The 18,520-nt window shown below is 60.6% G+C and carries 13 protein-coding genes; 8 read left to right on the plus strand and 5 right to left on the minus strand.

Features of this window, described 5'->3' with window-relative positions; genetic code table 11:
- Positions 1 to 113 precede the first annotated feature (113 nt).
- The 3 genes from ACWR1S_RS07200 to ACWR1S_RS07210 all read right to left on the minus strand — a co-directional run bounded on the left by ACWR1S_RS07200 (position 114) and on the right by ACWR1S_RS07210 (position 4,547).
- Positions 114 to 2,378: a hypothetical protein gene (locus tag ACWR1S_RS07200; RefSeq protein WP_454562967.1), complete on the minus strand. Its 2,265-nt coding sequence runs from the start codon at positions 2,376 to 2,378 to the stop codon at positions 114 to 116.
- 161 nt (positions 2,379 to 2,539) lie between these two features.
- Complete coding sequence (locus ACWR1S_RS07205; RefSeq protein WP_454562968.1) at positions 2,540 to 3,841, minus strand: ATP-binding protein; 1,302 nt, start codon at positions 3,839 to 3,841, stop codon at positions 2,540 to 2,542.
- 4 nt (positions 3,842 to 3,845) lie between these two features.
- Positions 3,846 to 4,547, minus strand: coding sequence for a response regulator transcription factor (locus tag ACWR1S_RS07210; RefSeq protein ID WP_007912171.1), 702 nt, complete (start codon positions 4,545 to 4,547; stop codon positions 3,846 to 3,848).
- Positions 4,548 to 4,823: 276 nt separating this feature from the next.
- Between ACWR1S_RS07210 and ACWR1S_RS07215 the strand changes: the two genes are divergently transcribed.
- From ACWR1S_RS07215 to ACWR1S_RS07250, 8 genes are all read left to right on the plus strand, one after another.
- Positions 4,824 to 5,981, plus strand: a complete 1,158-nt coding sequence (locus ACWR1S_RS07215; RefSeq protein WP_454562969.1) for an efflux RND transporter periplasmic adaptor subunit — start codon at positions 4,824 to 4,826, stop codon at positions 5,979 to 5,981.
- A gap of 15 nt (positions 5,982 to 5,996) precedes the next feature.
- Positions 5,997 to 9,095, plus strand: a complete 3,099-nt coding sequence (locus tag ACWR1S_RS07220; RefSeq protein WP_454562970.1) for a multidrug efflux RND transporter permease subunit — start codon at positions 5,997 to 5,999, stop codon at positions 9,093 to 9,095.
- Positions 9,096 to 9,277: 182 nt separating this feature from the next.
- Positions 9,278 to 9,919 (plus strand): DUF1345 domain-containing protein, encoded by a 642-nt coding sequence (locus ACWR1S_RS07225; protein ID WP_454562971.1) that lies wholly within the window; start codon positions 9,278 to 9,280, stop codon positions 9,917 to 9,919.
- A gap of 141 nt (positions 9,920 to 10,060) precedes the next feature.
- Positions 10,061 to 11,089, plus strand: coding sequence for a LacI family DNA-binding transcriptional regulator (locus tag ACWR1S_RS07230; RefSeq protein ID WP_454562972.1), 1,029 nt, complete (start codon positions 10,061 to 10,063; stop codon positions 11,087 to 11,089).
- A 150-nt stretch (positions 11,090 to 11,239) separates the two neighbouring features.
- Positions 11,240 to 12,022, plus strand: a complete 783-nt coding sequence (locus tag ACWR1S_RS07235) for a sugar phosphate isomerase/epimerase family protein (protein WP_454562973.1) — start codon at positions 11,240 to 11,242, stop codon at positions 12,020 to 12,022.
- Entirely contained in the window at positions 12,015 to 13,013 is a 999-nt protein-coding gene (locus tag ACWR1S_RS07240) for a sugar kinase (protein WP_454562974.1), read from the plus strand. The genes ACWR1S_RS07235 and ACWR1S_RS07240 overlap by 8 nt, the downstream gene beginning before the upstream one ends.
- A gap of 81 nt (positions 13,014 to 13,094) precedes the next feature.
- The gene (locus ACWR1S_RS07245) at positions 13,095 to 14,393 is read left to right on the plus strand and encodes an MFS transporter (protein ID WP_454562975.1); all 1,299 of its coding nucleotides are present in this window, start codon (positions 13,095 to 13,097) and stop codon (positions 14,391 to 14,393) included.
- Positions 14,394 to 14,406: 13 nt separating this feature from the next.
- Entirely contained in the window at positions 14,407 to 15,384 is a 978-nt protein-coding gene (locus ACWR1S_RS07250) for a 2-hydroxyacid dehydrogenase (protein WP_454562976.1), read from the plus strand.
- A gap of 135 nt (positions 15,385 to 15,519) precedes the next feature.
- On the opposite strand, the gene ACWR1S_RS07255 is transcribed toward ACWR1S_RS07250, so the two are convergent.
- Positions 15,520 to 16,707, minus strand: a complete 1,188-nt coding sequence (locus ACWR1S_RS07255; protein WP_454562977.1) for a pyridoxal phosphate-dependent aminotransferase — start codon at positions 16,705 to 16,707, stop codon at positions 15,520 to 15,522.
- Between the two features lie 41 nt (positions 16,708 to 16,748).
- Positions 16,749 to 18,374, minus strand: coding sequence for a methyl-accepting chemotaxis protein (locus tag ACWR1S_RS07260; RefSeq protein WP_454562978.1), 1,626 nt, complete (start codon positions 18,372 to 18,374; stop codon positions 16,749 to 16,751).
- Positions 18,375 to 18,520: the final 146 nt, after the last annotated feature.

Here is an 18,520-nt window from a genome sequence, read left to right on the forward strand (position 1 = left end):
CCACTGAACCTGTGGGAGCGGGCTTGCCCGCAAACGCGGCGGTCAAGGCGAAAGCCTGATGCTGATCGGTTACAACCCGCCATCACTGCTGCAAGGCATGGCCCAGAGGCTGATCAGTAATCAACTTTGATGCGGTCCACGGAGAACCAGTCGGCAGTCGGACAGTTGATCCTGATGGTTTTGATTGCAGACGCAGCAAACAGCACACTCATCGGCACGCCGTAGGACGAGCCCAGCTTCTTGCTGCCGAGCAAGGTCTTGTCGGCAGAAAAATACTCTACAACGCTGTTCTCGTAGTTGACACTCACCTGCCAGAAGCTGATTCGCGTACAGGCTTTCTTCAGTTCCAACTCAACCACGACCGGTTCTGTGCTGAAGGCATCGCGACCAATGCTCAATACCTGGCCGTCAATCCGCCCCGGAAACGACGCACCGATTTCGTCACGGGGCATGATTGCGCATTCACCGCTGCCTGAGACGAAAGTGAACTGCAGGCTCGCGGTTTCCATCACACCGCCCTTTTTCACGGCTTGCGCCGGGGCAAGGGCGAAATCTTCCAACAGCGTGGCGGGCAGATTCAGAACCTCGTACTCAACCCTTTGAAACAGCACCGCCTCGCTGTCGTCCTTGTTTCCCGCAAACGCCACCCTCAACTCGACCGATAGCATGCTGCCCGGTTTGAACTTCAGCAGCAGTTCACGAGGCAGGGTATTGTCCAGGCCGGCAATGACTTCGGGCGCCGTCACCGGGGCTTCGCGGGCGATCGGAATTTCATAGGGCAAATCGTCGTGACCGGTGCCATACACGCGAAACCAGCGTAACTGCCCGACAGCCATTGCCGGCCAAGGTTTGCAGGTCGCCTGACCCGGGCCGGTAAATGCACCCAGATCAAGCGTATTGCCCAGACTTTGAGGAATATCGGGGCTTGGCAGACGCCTGTCGGCAGGCTCGATACGCCGCACGATGACATCGCGTACGGCAGACATTCGAGTACCTGCGCCCTGTATCAACTCCCACGACAGCTTCATCGTTTTACCGTGATTAGCCGCCAGCACCTGCGGTGTGATCAGGAACCTTGCACGTTGACTCTGATTGAACCTGACCGGTTGAAAATGCGGTGAACCAAGCCCTGCAACGCCATCAAGCACAAGCCTGGCCATATCGCCCTCGCCTGCATCCTTAAAGTCGACGCGCGCGTAGACGCCCTCAGCAAACCCGAGTGGATCCAGCTCATAGCCACTGCCGACCAATGTCGGCGGCGGCAGGTCTGATGTCGCGGCACCGACAATACTGACGGTGATCGCCTCTGAACGATCCAGTGCAATACCGCCGCTCACCCGCGTGAAATAGAAAACGGCCGTGCCACCGGCGGCGACAGCAAAATACTTGTTTGGCACGGGAATCGAGTACATGAACGGTGTGTTCTTCACCGTTTCGGTCAGTGTCAAAAACCCCTCGCTACCCGTCGCATCACGAAAGCGCGCGCTCAACTGAATCTCATCGCCTTTCAACCAAGTGCGGGATACATAAACCTGGGCGGTGGCCGCCCGGCCATCGAGCTTTTGCAGGTCAATGGTATCCGGGTCATCCTCAGCGTCGGCGGGATCCTCACTGATAATCGGCGCTTCGTACCAATTGCCCTTGAGGTTGACGTAAAGGAACTGACTTGCCGAGTCTGGATTGTTCGTATCCGGGCCATTGCCCACACAATCGAGCACGGTGTAACTCACACGAAAATCCGGGCTGTCGCCCGCCGCGATAAAGGTTGCCTCATCAATGGTGATCACCAGCGGTTGACCGAGGTCCGCTTCAGCCTGGGTCACGACATGGCTCAACACGACGCCGTTGCAATCGAGTAGCAGCGTATCGAACGCTCTCATCAATGGATAAAACAACGCGACGTCGACCCCCTCGCGGGCCCGCTCGGCATTCACGCCCTCATCACGAATCGACTGCGCAATCTCCAACGCCAATTCCGAGTGCCCGTCCTGCTCCGGAAAGCGATCCACCAGGCCCGGGCGCTTGCTGTGAAACCAGATCCGCAACGGGTATGAGGTTTCCAGCTCGACAGTGGCGCGCTCAAGTCCGTACTCAAGCGTGTTGAGCCCGTCCTGCCAAAGCTTTGCACGCACGTAAAGGCTTGCACGCTGATTTTCCTCGCCCGCCATGATGACTGCCTTGGCAACCGCATCACCGTTCAGGCGCAGGACCAGTGTGTCGTCCGGCTGCGCAGTGGGCGGCGGGTCAATGAACACTTTGACGCCTTCGGGATAGAGATACGTCAGCGCCAGCGGCAATCCCGCTTCGGCAGTCTGAGGCGTAGAAACCGGTTGCTTCATGCCTGGAACCACAGGCTTTTCGAGGGTCGGTGCGGCCATGAGTCAGTCCTTTGGTGTGCAGGTATCCGTGATTGAAAAGGACAAGAAACCTGTCCTTGACATCTGATACCTCAGCACTGGCAACCGCAACTGTCAGATCTGACAGGTATTTAGCCGAATCGCGACCATTCATCGGATCGCCAGAGCTGGGCGACACTGGATCAGACGAGTGATGGCAGCCACAAACGAAACCGTGCGCCGCCCAACGGCGAACTTTCAACCGTCAACGTGCCACCCTGCGCTTCCAGTGCCCGACGGCTGATCGCCAGGCCAAGGCCAAAACCACCCGTAGCCCGGTCACGACTGCGATCCAGCCGATAGAACGGCTCGAAAATCCGCTCACGCTCGTCATCGGGAATGCCAATGCCGTCATCATCGACCCAGATCTCGCAGCCCTCGGCATTGACCTGCACGCCAATCTGAATGCGCTTCTCGCAATAGCGCATGGCATTGCGCAACAGGTTCTGGATCGCCCGCGCGGTCAGGCGTGGATCGAGGGAAAAGCGTTCGAGCTGACCGTGCAGCAACACATCGATGACGATTTCCGGCGATTCCAGTTCTTCATCGACACTGCCCAGAATGCTGTCGATGAACTCGTCCAGCGACACCTCGACCTGCTCCGGCAGTTGCGCCGGATTCTGCAAACGGCTGTAAGAAAGCAGCTCCAGCACCAGCTCATCCAGCTCGCGAATGTGCGCGACCAGCCCCAGCAAACGCTCGCGACTGGCGCTCGGCAAGTCATCGGACAGGGCCAGCGCCAGACCGAAATCCAGACGCGTCAACGGCGTGCGCAGTTCGTGGGACACGGCGTTGAGCAGGTCACGTTGCTGATTGAGCAGGTTTTCGATATCGCCGGCCATGGTGTCGAAGACGTTGGCGAGGCTGCCGATGTTGGAACTCTGGGCGATTTTCGTCCGTTCGCTCAAATGCCCTTTGCCGAAGCGTTCGGCGGTGCCTTTGAGGCGTTCCAGATCACGCCAGTGCGGGCGCAGCCACATCAACAGGCAGGCGAGCAGGCTCGCGCCGATCAGCACGTTGATGCTCCAGTACAACAGATTGACGTCCAGCGGATCCGGCGGCACGACCATTTGCACGGCGGTGGTGTCGTCCAGCGGCGTCACCGCCAACGTACGCCAGCCCCAGTCGCCGATACGCACAACGTTTTCGCCACGGCGCAGGCGCTCCTGCTCGATGGCGCTGAACTCGGCATCGTCGATGCGCGCCAGGACGATGTGCAGCGGCTGGAAATCCTTGTCCATCGACGCCGCCAGCGCCGGCCACTGCTCATGCGGCACGGCGTGAAACTGGCGCGTGATCAGCGATTGCAGACCGCGCGAATAGTCGAGGTTATAAGTGACGAAGCGATCACGAAACGCCATGACCACCAGATCCGGCACCAGATAGATCGCCGCGCTGTAGGAGACGATCGTCACCAGATACAGGCGAAACAGGATGCGAAACATCAGTTCAGCATTCCCACTCGGAACGGCTGAACAAGTAGCCCTTGCCCCACACGGTCTTGATCTTGCGCGCCTCGCCGGCGTGGTCGTCGAACTTGCGGCGCAGCTTGGAAATCGCCACGTCCACCGAGCGATCGGTGCCGTTGAATTCGATACCGCGCAGGCGTTGCAGGATCTGGTCGCGGCTTAACACTTCACCGGCATGACGGGCCAGCACCACCAGCAGGTTGTATTCGCCGCTGGACAGTTCAACCGGTTGATCACGCCAGGTGACCGTGCGCTCGGACAGGTCGATGCACAGATTGCCCATGAGGATGCGGTCATTGGCGGTCAGTGGTTCGCCGAGGCTGCTGCGGCGCAGCAAGGTGCGCACCCGTGCCAGCAACACGCGCGGTTCGCACGGTTTGGTGACGTAATCGTCAGCGCCCATTTCCAGGCCCAGCACTTGATCGTGGCTATCGTCACGAGCGGTGAGCATCAGGATCGGCAGCGTCGCCGAATCGGCGCGCAATAAACGGCAAACCTGCAAGCCGTCGAGGCCCGGCAACATCAGGTCGAGGATCACCAGATCCGGCGGATTGACCCGCGCCCGTTCACGCACGTGGTCGCCACGGCCGATCACGCTGACGGAATAACCGTTGCGCTCCAGGTAGCTGGAAATCAGTTCGGCGAGGGCGGTGTCGTCTTCGACCAGGAGGATGTTGGGCATGGGGTGATCCAGATATTGCTGTGGTGGATGTCAGACCGCTTTCGCGAGCAAGCTCGCTCCCACAGTGGTTTTGCATTGTTCACAAAACCCATGTGGGAGCGAGCTTGCTCGCGAAAGCGGTTTAACCGTCACAAAAGAATTCAAGACCTGAAGGATATACGCCCTCGCCCATTCCTGAGCAAAACCCTTACACAATTTCACACAGCGCCTACAAAGCTTCACCGCTAATCTCGGCGTCTGCCCGTAGGATGCGGACATCAATATTGGGGGTTGTACATGTCGAACAAACTGCTGGCCGGGCTCGGCCTGATCGCGATGGCGCTGACACTGAGCGCCTGTGATTCGTCCTCGAAAACCGAGGATCAGGCACCACCGGTCACGGTGCGCATCGAGACGCTCGAGGCGCACCCCCTGACGATCAGCAGCGAACTCAGCGGCCGCATCGCTGCGCCGCGAATTGCCGAAGTGCGCGCCCGGGTGGCCGGTGTGGTCTTGCAGCGCACCTTCCGCGAAGGCAGCGACGTGAAAAAGGGCGACGTGCTGTTCCGCATCGACCCGGCGCCGTTCAAGGCTGACCTTGACAGCGCCGAAGCCGCCCTGCGCAAAGCCGAGGCCAATGCGTTCCAGGCCAAGCTGCAGGAGCAGCGCTACGCCCAGTTGATCGACGACAAGGCCATCAGCGCTCAGGACTATGACAACGCACGCGCCAATGCCCGACAAACCGCCGCTGACGTTGCGGCCAACAAGGCTGCGGTCGAACGCGCAAAACTGAACCTCGGTTACGCCACCGTCACCGCGCCGATTTCCGGCCGTGTCGGTCGTGCACTGGTCACCGAAGGCGCACTGGTCGGGCAGAACGAAACCACGCCGCTAGCCCTTATTCAACAGCTCAACCCGATTCACGCCGACCTCACCCAGTCGACCCGTGAACTCAATGAATTGCGGCGTGCGTTTCGCTCCGGGCAGTTGCAGGAAGTCGGCCAGGATCAGGTCAAGGCCACGCTGATTCAGGATGACGGCAGCCTGTATCCGTTGCCGGGCAAGCTGCTGTTCAGCGACATCACCGTCGACCCGGGCACCGGCCAGATCATCCTGCGCAGCGAATTCCCCAACCCGGATCTCGACTTGCTGCCGGGCAGTTTCATTCGCGTGCGCCTCGAGCAGGCAACTATCCAGAACGGCATCACCGTACCGCAACGTGCCGTGCAACGTGACAGCGCCGGCATTGCCCAGGTGCTGACCGTCGACGAGCAGATGCGCGTCGCCGAGCAACCGGTGCAACTGGGTGCGGTGCAGAACAATCGCTGGATCGTCACCGGCGGCCTCAAGCCCGGCGACCGTATCGTCATCGAAGGCCTGCAACACGCCCGTCCCGGCGAAACCGTGCAGATCGACGACACCCCTCTTCCACTTGCCCAGACCTCTGGTCAGTAAGCAGGACGCTTTTCTATGCCGCAGTTCTTTATCGACCGCCCGGTGTTTGCCTGGGTCGTCGCGTTGTTCATCCTGTTGGCCGGCGCGCTGGCCATCCCGCAGTTGCCGGTGGCGCAATACCCCGACGTCGCCCCGCCGCAGATCGAAATCTATGCCGTGTACCCGGGCGCCTCGGCGCAGACCGTCGATGAGAGCGTGGTCAGCTTGATCGAGGAAGAGCTCAACGGCGCCGATCACTTGCTGTACTTCGAATCGCAAAGCAGCCTCGGCAGCGCGACGATCAAAGCGACCTTCCAGCCGGGCACCAACCCGGAACTGGCGCAGGTCGACGTGCAAAACCGCCTCAAAGTGGTCGAGTCGCGCTTGCCGCAAGCGGTGAATCAGCAAGGTTTGCAGGTCGAAAAAGTTTCGTCGGGTTTCCTGTTGCTGATCACCCTGACCTCCAGCGACGGCAAGCTCGATGACGTGGCGCTCAGTGATTATCTGGCGCGCAACGTGATGAACGAGATCAAGCGTCTGGACGGTGTCGGCAAAGCGCAGTTGTATGGCGCCGAACGGGCCATGCGCATCTGGATCGATCCGCAGAAGCTGATCGCGTTCAACCTGACGCCGGCTGACGTCAATGAAGCCATCGTCGCGCAGAACGCCCAGGTGTCCGCCGGCAGCATCGGCGACCTGCCCAATCCGTCCAGCCAGGAAATCACCGCGACCATTCTGGTGAAGGGGCAGTTGTCGACGCCGCAAGAATTCGCCGACATCGTGCTCAAGGCCAATCGTGACGGCTCCACCGTGCGCATCGGTGACGTCGCGCGGGTCGAAATCGGCAGTCAGGAATACCAGTTCGGCACCCGCCTCAATGGCAAGCCATCCACCGCTGTCGGCGTGCAACTGTCGCCGGGCGCCAACGCGCTGAACACCGCGACACTGGTGCGGGCGAAGATGGATGAGCTGGCGCGCTACTTCCCGGCGGGCGTGGAATACAAGATTCCGTACGACACCTCGCCATTCGTCAAAGTCTCGATCACCAAAGTGGTTTACACCTTGGGCGAAGCGATGTTGCTGGTGTTCGCGGTGATGTTCCTGTTTCTGCAGAACGTGCGCTACACGTTGATCCCGACACTGGTGGTGCCGGTGGCACTGATGGGCACGTTCGCGACCATGCTCGCGCTGGGTTTCTCGATCAACGTGCTGACCATGTTCGGCATGGTGCTGGCCATCGGTATTCTGGTGGACGACGCCATCGTCGTGGTGGAAAACGTCGAACGGATCATGGCCACCGAGGGCTTGTCGCCCAAGGAAGCCACGCGCAAGGCCATGACGCAGATCACCGGCGCGATCATCGGCATCACGCTGGTGCTGGTCGCGGTGTTTATTCCGATGGCGTTCATGCAGGGCTCGGTCGGGGTGATTTACCAGCAGTTCTCGCTGTCGATGGCGACGTCGATTCTATTCTCGGCATTCCTCGCCCTAACCCTGACACCGGCATTGTGCGCGACGCTGCTCAAGCCGATTGCCAAGGGCGAACATCACGAGAAATCCGGGTTCTTCGGCTGGTTCAACCGCCGCTTCGAGCACCTGACCGATCGTTATCAAGGCTGGGTCGGCTATGCGCTGAAACGCAGTGGCCGTTATCTGCTGATTTATGTCGTGCTGCTGGTTGGGCTAGGCGTTTGCTTCGCGCGCCTGCCCTCCTCGTTCCTGCCGGTGGAAGATCAGGGTTACACCATCACCGACATTCAACTGCCGCCGGGCGCCACCAAGAATCGTACGGTGGCCGTGGCGGAACAACTCGAGGCGCATAACGCCGGCGAGCCGGGGATCAGCGACAGTGTGGTGATTCTCGGTTTCAGCTTCTCCGGCAGCGGCCAGAACGCAGCCTTGGCGTTTTCAACACTGAAGGACTGGTCGCAGCGTGGCAGTGATGATTCCGCCAGCTCGATTGCCGATCGCGCCAACATCGCGCTGAGCGAGATCAAGGACGCCATGGCGTTCTCGGTGCTGCCACCGCCCGTGGATGGCCTCGGTACGTCCAGCGGTTTCGAGTTCCGCTTGCAGGATCGCGGTGGTCTTGGCCATGCGACCTTGATGCAGGCGCGCACTGAACTGCTTGCGGCCGCTGAAAAAAGCCCGGTGCTGATGAACGTGCGCGAAAGCGCGCTGGCCGAAGCGCCGCAAGTGCAATTGATCGTTGACCGTAAACAGGCGAATGCCTTGGGCGTGTCGTTTGCTGACATCGGCAATGTGCTGTCCACTGCGGTCGGCTCCAGCTACATCAACGACTTCCCCAATCAAGGGCGCATGCAGCGTGTTGTCGTGCAAGCCGAAGGCGATCAACGCAGCCAGGTGGCCGATCTGCTGAAAATGCATGTGCGCAACAATGCCGGGCACATGGTGCCGCTGTCGGCATTCGTCCAGGCCAACTGGATTCAGGGCCCGGCGCAGTTGACCCGTTACAACGGCTATCCGGCGATTGCGATTTCCGGCGAACCGTCGCCGGGGCACAGTACCGGTGAGGCCATGGCGGAAATTGAGCGTCTGGTGGCGCAGGGGCCGAAAGGCCTGGGTCAGGAATGGACCGGGCTGTCGTTGCAGGAACGCTTGTCCGGTAATCAGGCACCGATCCTGCTCGGTTTGTCGCTGCTGGTGGTGTTCCTGTGTCTGGCGGCGCTGTACGAGAGCTGGTCGATTCCAACTTCGGTGTTGCTGGTGGTGCCGCTGGGTGTGCTCGGCGCAGTGCTGGCCGTGACGTTGCGCGGGATGCCCAACGATGTGTTCTTCAAGGTCGGCCTGATCACCATCATCGGGCTGTCGGCGAAGAACGCGATCCTGATCATCGAGTTCGCCAAGAGCCTGTATGACGAAGGGCACGATCTGCTCGATGCAACGTTGCAGGCAGCTCGCTTGCGCCTGCGGCCGATTGTGATGACTTCGCTGGCGTTCATTCTTGGTGTGGTGCCGTTGGCCATCGCCACCGGTGCCAGTTCGGCAAGCCAGCAAGCGATCGGCACCGGGGTGATTGGCGGGATGATTACAGCGACGCTGGCGGTGATTTTCGTACCTGTCTTCTTCGTCGTCGTCATGAAGCTCGTACAACGATTCACCAAACCCCACTGATACCAATTGTGGGAGCGAGCTTGCTCGCGAAAGCGTCGGTACATTCAACGTCGATGTTGACTGACCGGACGCCTTCGCGAGCAAGCTCGCTCCCACAGAGATTCTGCAGACATCCAGCACTGTGGTCACACCGGCCATCGCTGGGCTAAGGTGTCTGAATCACCCTGGCCCATCGAGTCCCCATGCGCTTCCTCGCCCGCACCCACCCTCGCCTGTCTGCCGCCGCCCTGTTCGGCCTTGCCACCGGACTCCTCGTCCCCGCCGATTCCATCGTCAGCAAAATCCTCATCGGCTGGAACGCCGGTGTCTGGACTTACCTGATCCTGATGTTCTGGCTGACCGTGCGCGCCAAGGCTCCGGACGTCAAACGCATCGCTGAAGTCGAAGACGAAAATGCCGGGCTGGTGCTGTTCGTGGTGTGCATCGCCGCTTTGGCCAGCCTGGCCACCATCACCTTCGAACTGGCCGGCAGCAAGGATCTGGAAACCACGCGCAAACTGCTGCACTACGGTTTTACCGCCCTCACGGTGATCGGTTCATGGCTGCTGATCGGGGTGATTTTCTGCGTGCACTACGCAAGGTTGTATTACACCTGGGATGGCAAGGAACCAGCGCTGCGCTTCGCCGAAGGGCTGACCACCCCCAATTATTGGGACTTCTTGTACTTCTCGTTCACCATCGGCGTGGCCGTGCAGACTGCCGATGTCGGCGTGGCCACCCGCGATATCCGCAAAATCGTCCTGGCGCAATCGTTGATCGGCTTCGTATTCAACACTGCGATTCTGGGCTTTTCGATCAATATCGCTGCCGGTTTGTTCGGCTGACGCAACCCCGTCCGTCGGCAGCCCGTCGATGGCAGGTGATCATTTACTTGACGGAAGATTTGTTTTTGGTGTTTCCTGAAACCGGTTTCAGCGCTGCTTGCAGACATTGAACCTATAAATCCAATAACAAGGTTTCAGACCGTGAACGACTTCTCCGCCGCCCAGCGCAGCCGCGTGACCATGCTTGATGTCGCCGAACGCGCCGGGGTGTCCAAGGCCAGCGTCTCGCGCTTCATTGGCGATGATCGCGCCCTGCTCTCCGATGCCATTGCCTTGCGCATCGAGCAAGCCATCGCCGAACTCGGCTATCGCCCCAACCAGATGGCTCGCGGCCTGAAACGTGGGCGTACGCGCCTGATCGGCATGTTGGTGGCCGATATCCGTAACCCTTATTCGATTGCCGTGATGCACGGGGTGGAAACCGCTTGCCGTGCGCACGGCTACAGCCTGGTGGTGTGCAACACCGACCGCGATGACGAGCAGGAACGCCAGCACCTGGCGCTGTTGCGCTCGTACAACATCGAAGGGCTGATCGTGAACACCCTGGGCCATCACCGTGATGAACTCCACGAACTGCGTCGCGAGATGCCGCTGGTGCTGGTCGATCGCAAGGTCGACGGGCTCGACAGTGACATGGTTGGATTGAACAACCCGCAGGCTGTCGAGATGGCGCTTGCGCATCTGGAGCGGCGCGGTTATCGGGATCTGGTGCTGGTCACTGAACCGTTTGACGGCACCAGTTCGCGGATCGAGCGGGTCAGCAGTTTTCAGGCGCAGATTGCTCAGCGTTCGGCCCTGACCGGGACGGTGCTGGAAACCGCTGATGATCTGCGCGCGCAACTTCAAATCTTTTTAGACACACCCGGCGACGGCCCGAAAGCGCTGTTTTGCGCCAATGGTGTGGCGGCGCTTGCTGCCACGACGGCATTGCGGGCGATGGGCACGCGGCTGTTCGAGGATGTCGGGCTGATCGCTCTGGATGATCTGGATTGGTATCCGTTGGTGGGCAGCGGGATTACCGCGCTGGCCCAGCCGACGCAAGAGATTGGCGCGCGGGCGTTTGAGTGTTTGCTCAAGCGCTTGCGCGGGGATGATGAGGTGGCGCGGGTGGTGGATTTTGCGCCGGTGCTGGTTGAGCGTGGTTCAACCCGTGAGGTTGGTGGTGTTTGATCTGAGGCCTTCGCGAGCAAGCTCGCTCCCACAGGTGATCGCATTCCATTGTGGGAGCGAGCTTGCTCGCGAAGGGGCCAGCAAAAACAACACTTCACTCACTGATATTTTTTTGAACAAAAATGAAACCGGTTTCAGAGGTCAATAACAATGAATAAACCCGCCGTTTCCATCAGTCTGTCCAGCTACGGCGCCGAGCTTGTGCGCCAGCGCGGGCAGGATACTTTCATCGATATTCTGGCTGCGGCCGGGGCCAATCGCATTGAGTGGCGCGAAGAGCTGCTGACGCGCGAAGACCCTGCGCAACTGGCTCAAGCCACCCAGGCGCGGGGCCTGCTCAGCATCTATTCCTCACCCACCGAACTGTGGCTGGCCGGTCAGGCACAACCGAATCCCGAATTGATCACCGCGCTGCAACAGGCCGAAGCGTTCGGTTCGAAATGGCTGAAGGTTTCTCTCGGCTACTTCACTGACACCAATGATCTGCAAGCCCTGGCCGAGCGCTTGAAACACAGCCCTGTGCAGTTGCTGGTGGAAAACGACCAGACTTTACATGGCGGGCGCATCGAGCCATTCCAGCGTTTCTTCGCTGCCGTCGAGCAGCACAACCTGCCGATCAAAATGACCTTCGACATCGGCAACTGGCAGTGGCAGGACCAGTCCGCCACCAGCGCTGCCCGCCTGCTCGGTCGGCATGTCGGCTACGTGCACTGCAAAGCCGTGGCCCGTCGCGCCGACGGCAAACTGGTCGCGGTACCGCCGGCCGTCAGCGACTTGCATCTGTGGGAACAACTATTGCGGCACATGGCCCAAGGCGTTATGCGCGCCGCCGAATACCCGTTGCAGGGCGATGATCTGGTGCAACTGACCACCGAGCACGTCGCCGCCCTCGCCCGCCTCGGCCAATCCCGTCTGGAGCCTGCCCATGTCTGAGATCGATATTCTTTCGTTCGGCGAAACCATGGCGATGCTGGTGGCTGAACAAACCGGTGATCTGGCAACGGTCGAGCACTTCCACAAGCGCATCGCTGGAGCTGACAGCAATGTCGCGATCGGGCTGTCGCGCCTGGGCTTCAACGTCGCGTGGCTGAGCCGTGTCGGTGAGGATTCGCTCGGGCGCTTTGTGGTCGAAACCTTGATCAAGGAAGGCCTGGATTGCAGCCATGTCGATGTCGATAAACAGCACCCGACCGGTTTCCAGTTCAAATCGCGCAACGACGATGGCAGCGATCCGCAGGTCGAGTACTTCCGGCGCGGTTCGGCAGCCAGTCATCTGTCGCCGCAGTCGATTACCACCAGCCTGCTGAGCGCCCGCCATCTGCACGCCACCGGCATTCCTCCGGCGTTGTCGGCCTCCGCGCGGGAGATGTCTTTCGAATTGATGACGCGTATGCGCAACGCCGGGCGCAGCGTCTCGTTCGACCCTAATTTGCGCCCGAGCCTGTGGGCCAGCGAGCGCGAAATGATCAGCGAGATCAACCGCCTCGCCGCCCTCGCCCATTGGGTGCTGCCGGGGCTGAGCGAAGGTCGTTTGCTGACCGGTTTCGACGACCCGGCGGACATTGCGGCGTTTTATCTCGATCAGGGCGCTGAGGCGGTGGCGATCAAGCTTGGGCCGGAAGGCGCTTATTACCGAACGCATCTGGCGTCGGGATTTGTCGCCGGTGTGCCGGTGGCACATGTCGTCGACACGGTCGGTGCCGGTGATGGTTTTGCGGTGGGGATGATCAGCGCCCTGCTGGAACAACAGAGTTTTGCCGAGGCGGTGCAGCGCGCGAACTGGATTGGCAGTCGGGCGGTGCAGAGTCGCGGGGATATGGAGGGCCTTCCAACCCGGGCCGAACTTGATCGATCGTTCCCACGCTCCAGCGTGGGAATGCATACCGTGACGCTCCGCGTCACAGAGGACGCGGAGCGTCCTTAGAGGCGTTCCCACGCAGAGCGTGGGAACGAGAAGTTGTTTGAACCTGCTGCGACAAAAACAACAAGCTCAGGAGCAAGACCCATGAAAACCGCACCCCTCGCCACCCGCCGCTGGTGGTACATCATGCCGATCGTGTTCATCACCTATAGCCTGGCGTATCTCGATCGCGCCAACTACGGCTTCGCTGCCGCTTCCGGAATGGCCGCCGACCTGATGATCACCCCGGGCCTGTCTTCACTGCTCGGTGCGCTGTTTTTCCTCGGTTACTTCTTCTTCCAGGTGCCCGGTGCGATTTACGCGCAGAAGCACAGCGTGAAGAAACTGATTTTCGTCAGCCTGATTCTCTGGGGCGGCCTCGCCACGCTGACCGGCGTGGTTTCCAACGCCTATTGGCTGATCGTCATCCGTTTCATGCTCGGCGTCGTCGAAGCCGCTGTGATGCCGGCGATGCTGGTCTATCTGTGCCACTGGTTCACCCGTGCCGAACGCTCGCGGGCCAACACTTTTCTGATCCTTGGCAACCCGGTGACGATGCTGTGGATGTCAGTGGTTTCGGGGTATCTGGTGCAGCATTTCAGCTGGCGCTGGATGTTCATCATCGAAGGCTTGCCGGCGGTGCTGTGGGCGTTTATCTGGTGGCGTCTGGCCGACGATCGTCCGGCGCAGGCCAAGTGGCTCACCGACCAGGAAAAGCAGGATCTGGAAAGTGCTCTGGCCGCCGAACAGGTCGGCATCAAAGCGGTGAAAAACTACGCCGAGGCGTTCCGTTCGCCGAAGGTGATCATTCTCGCGCTGCAGTTTTTCTGCTGGAGCATCGGCGTCTACGGCTTCGTGCTGTGGCTGCCGTCGATCCTCAAGGCCGGTGCGCAAATGGACATGATCGAGGCCGGCTGGCTGTCGGCGCTGCCGTATCTGGCGGCGGTGATTGGCATGCTCGTGGTGTCGTGGGGGTCGGACAAGTTGCAGAAGCGCAAACGTTTCGTCTGGCCGCCGCTGCTGATCGCGTCCATTGCGTTTTACGGTTCCTACGCACTGGGCGCTGAGCATTTCTGGTGGTCGTACACACTGCTGGTGATTGCCGGCGCCTGCATGTACGCGCCTTACGGGCCGTTCTTTGCCATCGTTCCGGAAATTCTGCCGGCCAACGTTGCCGGTGGCGCGATGGCGCTGATCAACAGCATGGGTGCGCTCGGCTCGTTCGGCGGCTCGTATCTGGTCGGTTATTTGAACAGCTCCACCGGTTCGCCCGGTAGTTCGTATCTGTTGATGAGCGGCGCGTTGCTGCTGTCGGTGGTGCTGACGATTTTTCTCAAGCCCGGCGCCAGTGATCGCGTCGTTGCCAAAGCCGTCGCCACGCCTGCCGTGCCGGCGCATTCCTGAAGAGATTTTTGCCATGAAAAAACAGGTCGTGTTGTACAAGAAACTTTCGCCCGCGTTGATGGCGCGTCTGCAAGAGCAGTGCGAAGTCACGTTGATCAACAGCCTCGACGCCGATGGACTGATGCAACTGCGCGACGCCCTGCCCCGCGCTCACGGTTTACTCGGCGCCAGCCTGAAACTCGATGCGGCGTTGCTCGATCTGGCGCCGCAACTTGAGGCGATTGCCAGCGTCTCGGTGGGTGTCGACAACTACGACATCGATTACCTGAGCCAGCGCAAGATCCTCCTGACTAACACACCGGACGTGCTCACCGAAACCACCGCTGACACCGGTTTCGCGCTGATCCTCGCCGCTGCCCGGCGTGTGGTTGAACTGGCGAACATGGTGCGCAGCGGCCAATGGAGTCGCAACATCGGCCCGGCGCATTTCGGCACCGATGTGCATGGCAAGACGCTGGGGATTATCGGCATGGGCCGTATCGGCGAGGCGCTGGCGCAACGTGGGCATTTCGGGTTTGGCATGCCGGTGATCTATCACAGCCAGTCGCGCAAGCCGGCGGTCGAGGCGCGATTCGATGCTCAATACCGAAGCCTCGAAGAATTGTTACAGCAGGCTGATTTCATTTGCCTGACTTTGCCGCTGACAGCTCAGACTGAAGGCTTGATTGGCGCTAAGCAGTTCGCGCTGATGCGCCCGGAAAGCATCTTCATCAACATCTCGCGGGGCAAAGTGGTGGATGAGGCGGCGATGATAGAGGCGCTGCGTCATCAGCGCATTCGTGCGGCGGGGCTGGATGTGTTTGAGCGCGAGCCGTTGAATCATGATTCGCCGCTGTTGCAACTGAATAATGTGGTGGCGACGCCGCACATGGGGTCGGCGACGCATGAAACGCGTGAAGCGATGGCGCGCTGTGCGGTGGAGAATCTGTTGGCGGCGTTGAGTGGGGAGAAACCGGCGAATCTGGTGAATCCATCGGCTTGGCAGGGCTGAGTTAATCGACCTGATCGTTCCCACGCTCTGCGTGGGAATGCAGCCCGGGACGCTCTGCGTCCCTTCTGGAAGCTGGAACGCGGAGCGTCCCTTGAGGCATTCCTTTGCTGCGCGTGGGAACGATCAAAAAAACCATCACGCACTGCGCGCCTGTAAAAGCTGCGCCGCACAAAGCGCAATCCGAGCACAGGCATCCGCCAGTTTCACCCGATCCAGCACCAAACCAATCCTGATATGCCCCGCCGCACTCGGCCCGAAGGCCTCACCGGCGAGGACCGAAACCCCGTAGCCCTCCAGCAACTGCTCGGCAAACGCCTGAGCGCCCAAACCGGTCTGGCGCACATCGACCATCACAAACATGCCGCCGTCGGGGCGAATCGGGTACAGCCCCGGACAACCATTCAAACGCTCGCAGACCAGATCCCGCCGCAGGCGATATTCCTCGCGCATCTGCGTCACTTCCGGCAGGTCTGACTGCAACGCAATCTCTGCGGCTTTCTGCACAAAATCCGGCAACCCGAACAACATGCTCAGCGACAAATTGACCAAATGCTCGGCCAGCGATTTCGGCCCGATCATCCAGCCGATGCGCCACCCGGTCATGGCGTGGGACTTCGACAGGCTGTTGATTGTCGCCGTGCGTTCAGCCATGCCCGGCAAACTCGCCGGACTGACGTGCTGCCCCTCGTACAGCAAGTCGCTGTAGACCTCGTCGCTGATCAGCCACAAGTCATGCCGCACGCACAGCGCCGCCAGTTCCTGCCAGATCAGCAGTGACAGGCTCGCGCCGCTAGGGTTGTTCGGACTGTTAAGCAGCATCGCGCGGGTTTTCGCGGTGATGCGCGCAGCGACATCGACCGGGTCGACGCGAAAGCCGTTTTCCGGGCGCACCGGCACCGGCACCACCGTCGCGCCGCAAGCGCCAAACACGCCTTCGTAGGTGACATACATCGGTTCGGCAACAATCACTTCATCGCCCGGATCCAGCAAGCATTGCGCCACCGAATACACCGCGCATTGCGCGCCGGGCATGACGATCACGTGGTCGGCCTCCACCGCTTGCCCGCTGCGCCGACGATGCCGTTCGGCAATCAGCGTGCGCAGCGCCAAACGGCCACGCACTTCGGAATAATGGGTATCGCCGGCCAACAAGCTGTCGATCGCGCCGTGGACGATCGGCAAAGGCGTGTCGAAATCCGGATCGCCGATGCTCAGCAGCAGGATATCGACACCCTCGGCGCGCAACTCCAGCGCTCGGTCGTGAATCTGCCAGGCCGCTGCTCCCTCCCCGGCGATTCGTTGGGTCAAGGCTGAATAGCGCATGTACGTCTCCTGATTGCGCGGTCTCCAGCCTTCACCGTATCTCAAATCACGAAACGCGCCACCATGGCGTTCAAATCCACCGCCAGACGCGACAGTTCGTGGGTCGCAGCGCTGGTCTGATTGGCCCCGGCGGCCGATTGCGTGGCCAGATCGCGGATGTTGACGAGGTTGCGGTCGACCTCGCGCGAGACTTGCGCCTGTTCTTCCGAGGCGCTGGCAATCACCAGGTTGCGTTCGTTGATCTGATGGATCGACTGGGTGATCTGCTCCAGCGCCACGCCGGCCGCGCGGGCCATTTCCAGGGTGGACTGGGTGCGCTGGTTGCTTTGCTGCATCGAGGAAACCGCTTCGCCGGTGCCGTTCTGAATGCCGGCGACCATTTTTTCGATTTCCTGAGTCGACTGCGCAGTGCGATGGGCCAGTGCTCGCACTTCGTCCGCCACGACCGCGAAACCTCGTCCGGCCTCACCGGCGCGTGCGGCTTCAATGGCCGCGTTGAGTGCCAGCAAGTTGGTCTGTTCGGCGATGGCGCGGATCACGTCGAGGACTTTGCCGATGTCACGGCCCTGTGCGGCGAGGCCTTCGATCATCTGTGCGGTGTTCTGCACGTCGTGGGTCATGGTCTGGATCGCGTCGACGGTTTTTACCACTTGATCGCGGCCTTCACGGGCGGCGTGGGTCGACTGGTTCGAGGCTTCGGAAGTCGACACGGCGTTGCGCGCGACCTCTTCGACGGCGGCGGTCATCTCGTTAACGGCGGTGGCGGCTTGCTCGATTTCGTTGTTCTGCTGCTGCAGGCCACGGGAGGCTTCTTCGGTCACCGCGCTGAGTTCTTCGGCAGCGGCGCCCAGTTGTGTGGCGGAACCGGCGATCTGTTCGATGGTTTTGCGCAGGTTGGTCTGCATGGACGCGAGGGCTTCGAGCAGGCGGGCCGGTTCGTCCTTGCCGTCGATTTCGATGAGTTTGGTGAGGTTGCCGTCAGCAATGGTTTGCGCGGCCTGCACGGCGCGGTTCAACGGCGTGACGATGCTGCGCGTCAGCAACCAGGCCAGTAACACGGTGGCCAGTGCCGCCACCACGGCGACGACAATGATCCCGGTGATGGCGCTGTCGTAGTGTTCACCGGCCTGAATCGACGCGGTTTTGGCATCGGCGGCATTGATCGCAATCAGCTTGTTGAGCTGCTCGCCCATCTGATCGGTGCCGTCCTTGATTCGCGTGTTGATCAAGGTGCGCATCTCATCGACCTTGTCCTGGCGCGACAGCTCCATCATCTGGTTTTGTGCTTGCAGGTAGTTGTCGAGCGTCGTCGCGAAAGCCTGATACAAGGCACGCTCATCGGCCTCTGCAGGCAGCGCAGCATAACTCGCCTGAGCACTGCGTACCTTGTCCACCAGCACGCCGATGCGCGTCTGGGCTTCCTGCAAACCTGCCGGATCACGGTTGACCAGAATACGGAACGACAGAATCCGCAGGCGCAGAACGTTTTCCGTTACCACGCCAAGGTACGTCACGCTGGGCAGTTGGTTGGTATCCATGTCTATGGAGGCCTGACGGATGGTCGTCATGCGATTGACGGCGAACACGCCGAGCACGATCACGAGCAAGGCGATAAAGGCAAAACCGAGGAAGGCACGGGGCGCGATGTTCAGGTTACGCAGGGACATAGTTGGACTCTCGGATGAAAGAAGCTACCAGCGTCCATGCGTCATCACTGGCCCGAGGGGTGGGCTCAGTCCGGCGTCACTGTTTTAGGAAGTTATGTGCGCGCCTGTTAGCTGTATCGGCCAGGCTTTAGGAAGGTTGCGGGTCA

The sequence above is a fragment of the Pseudomonas sp. AIG genome, from assembly GCF_977020205.1.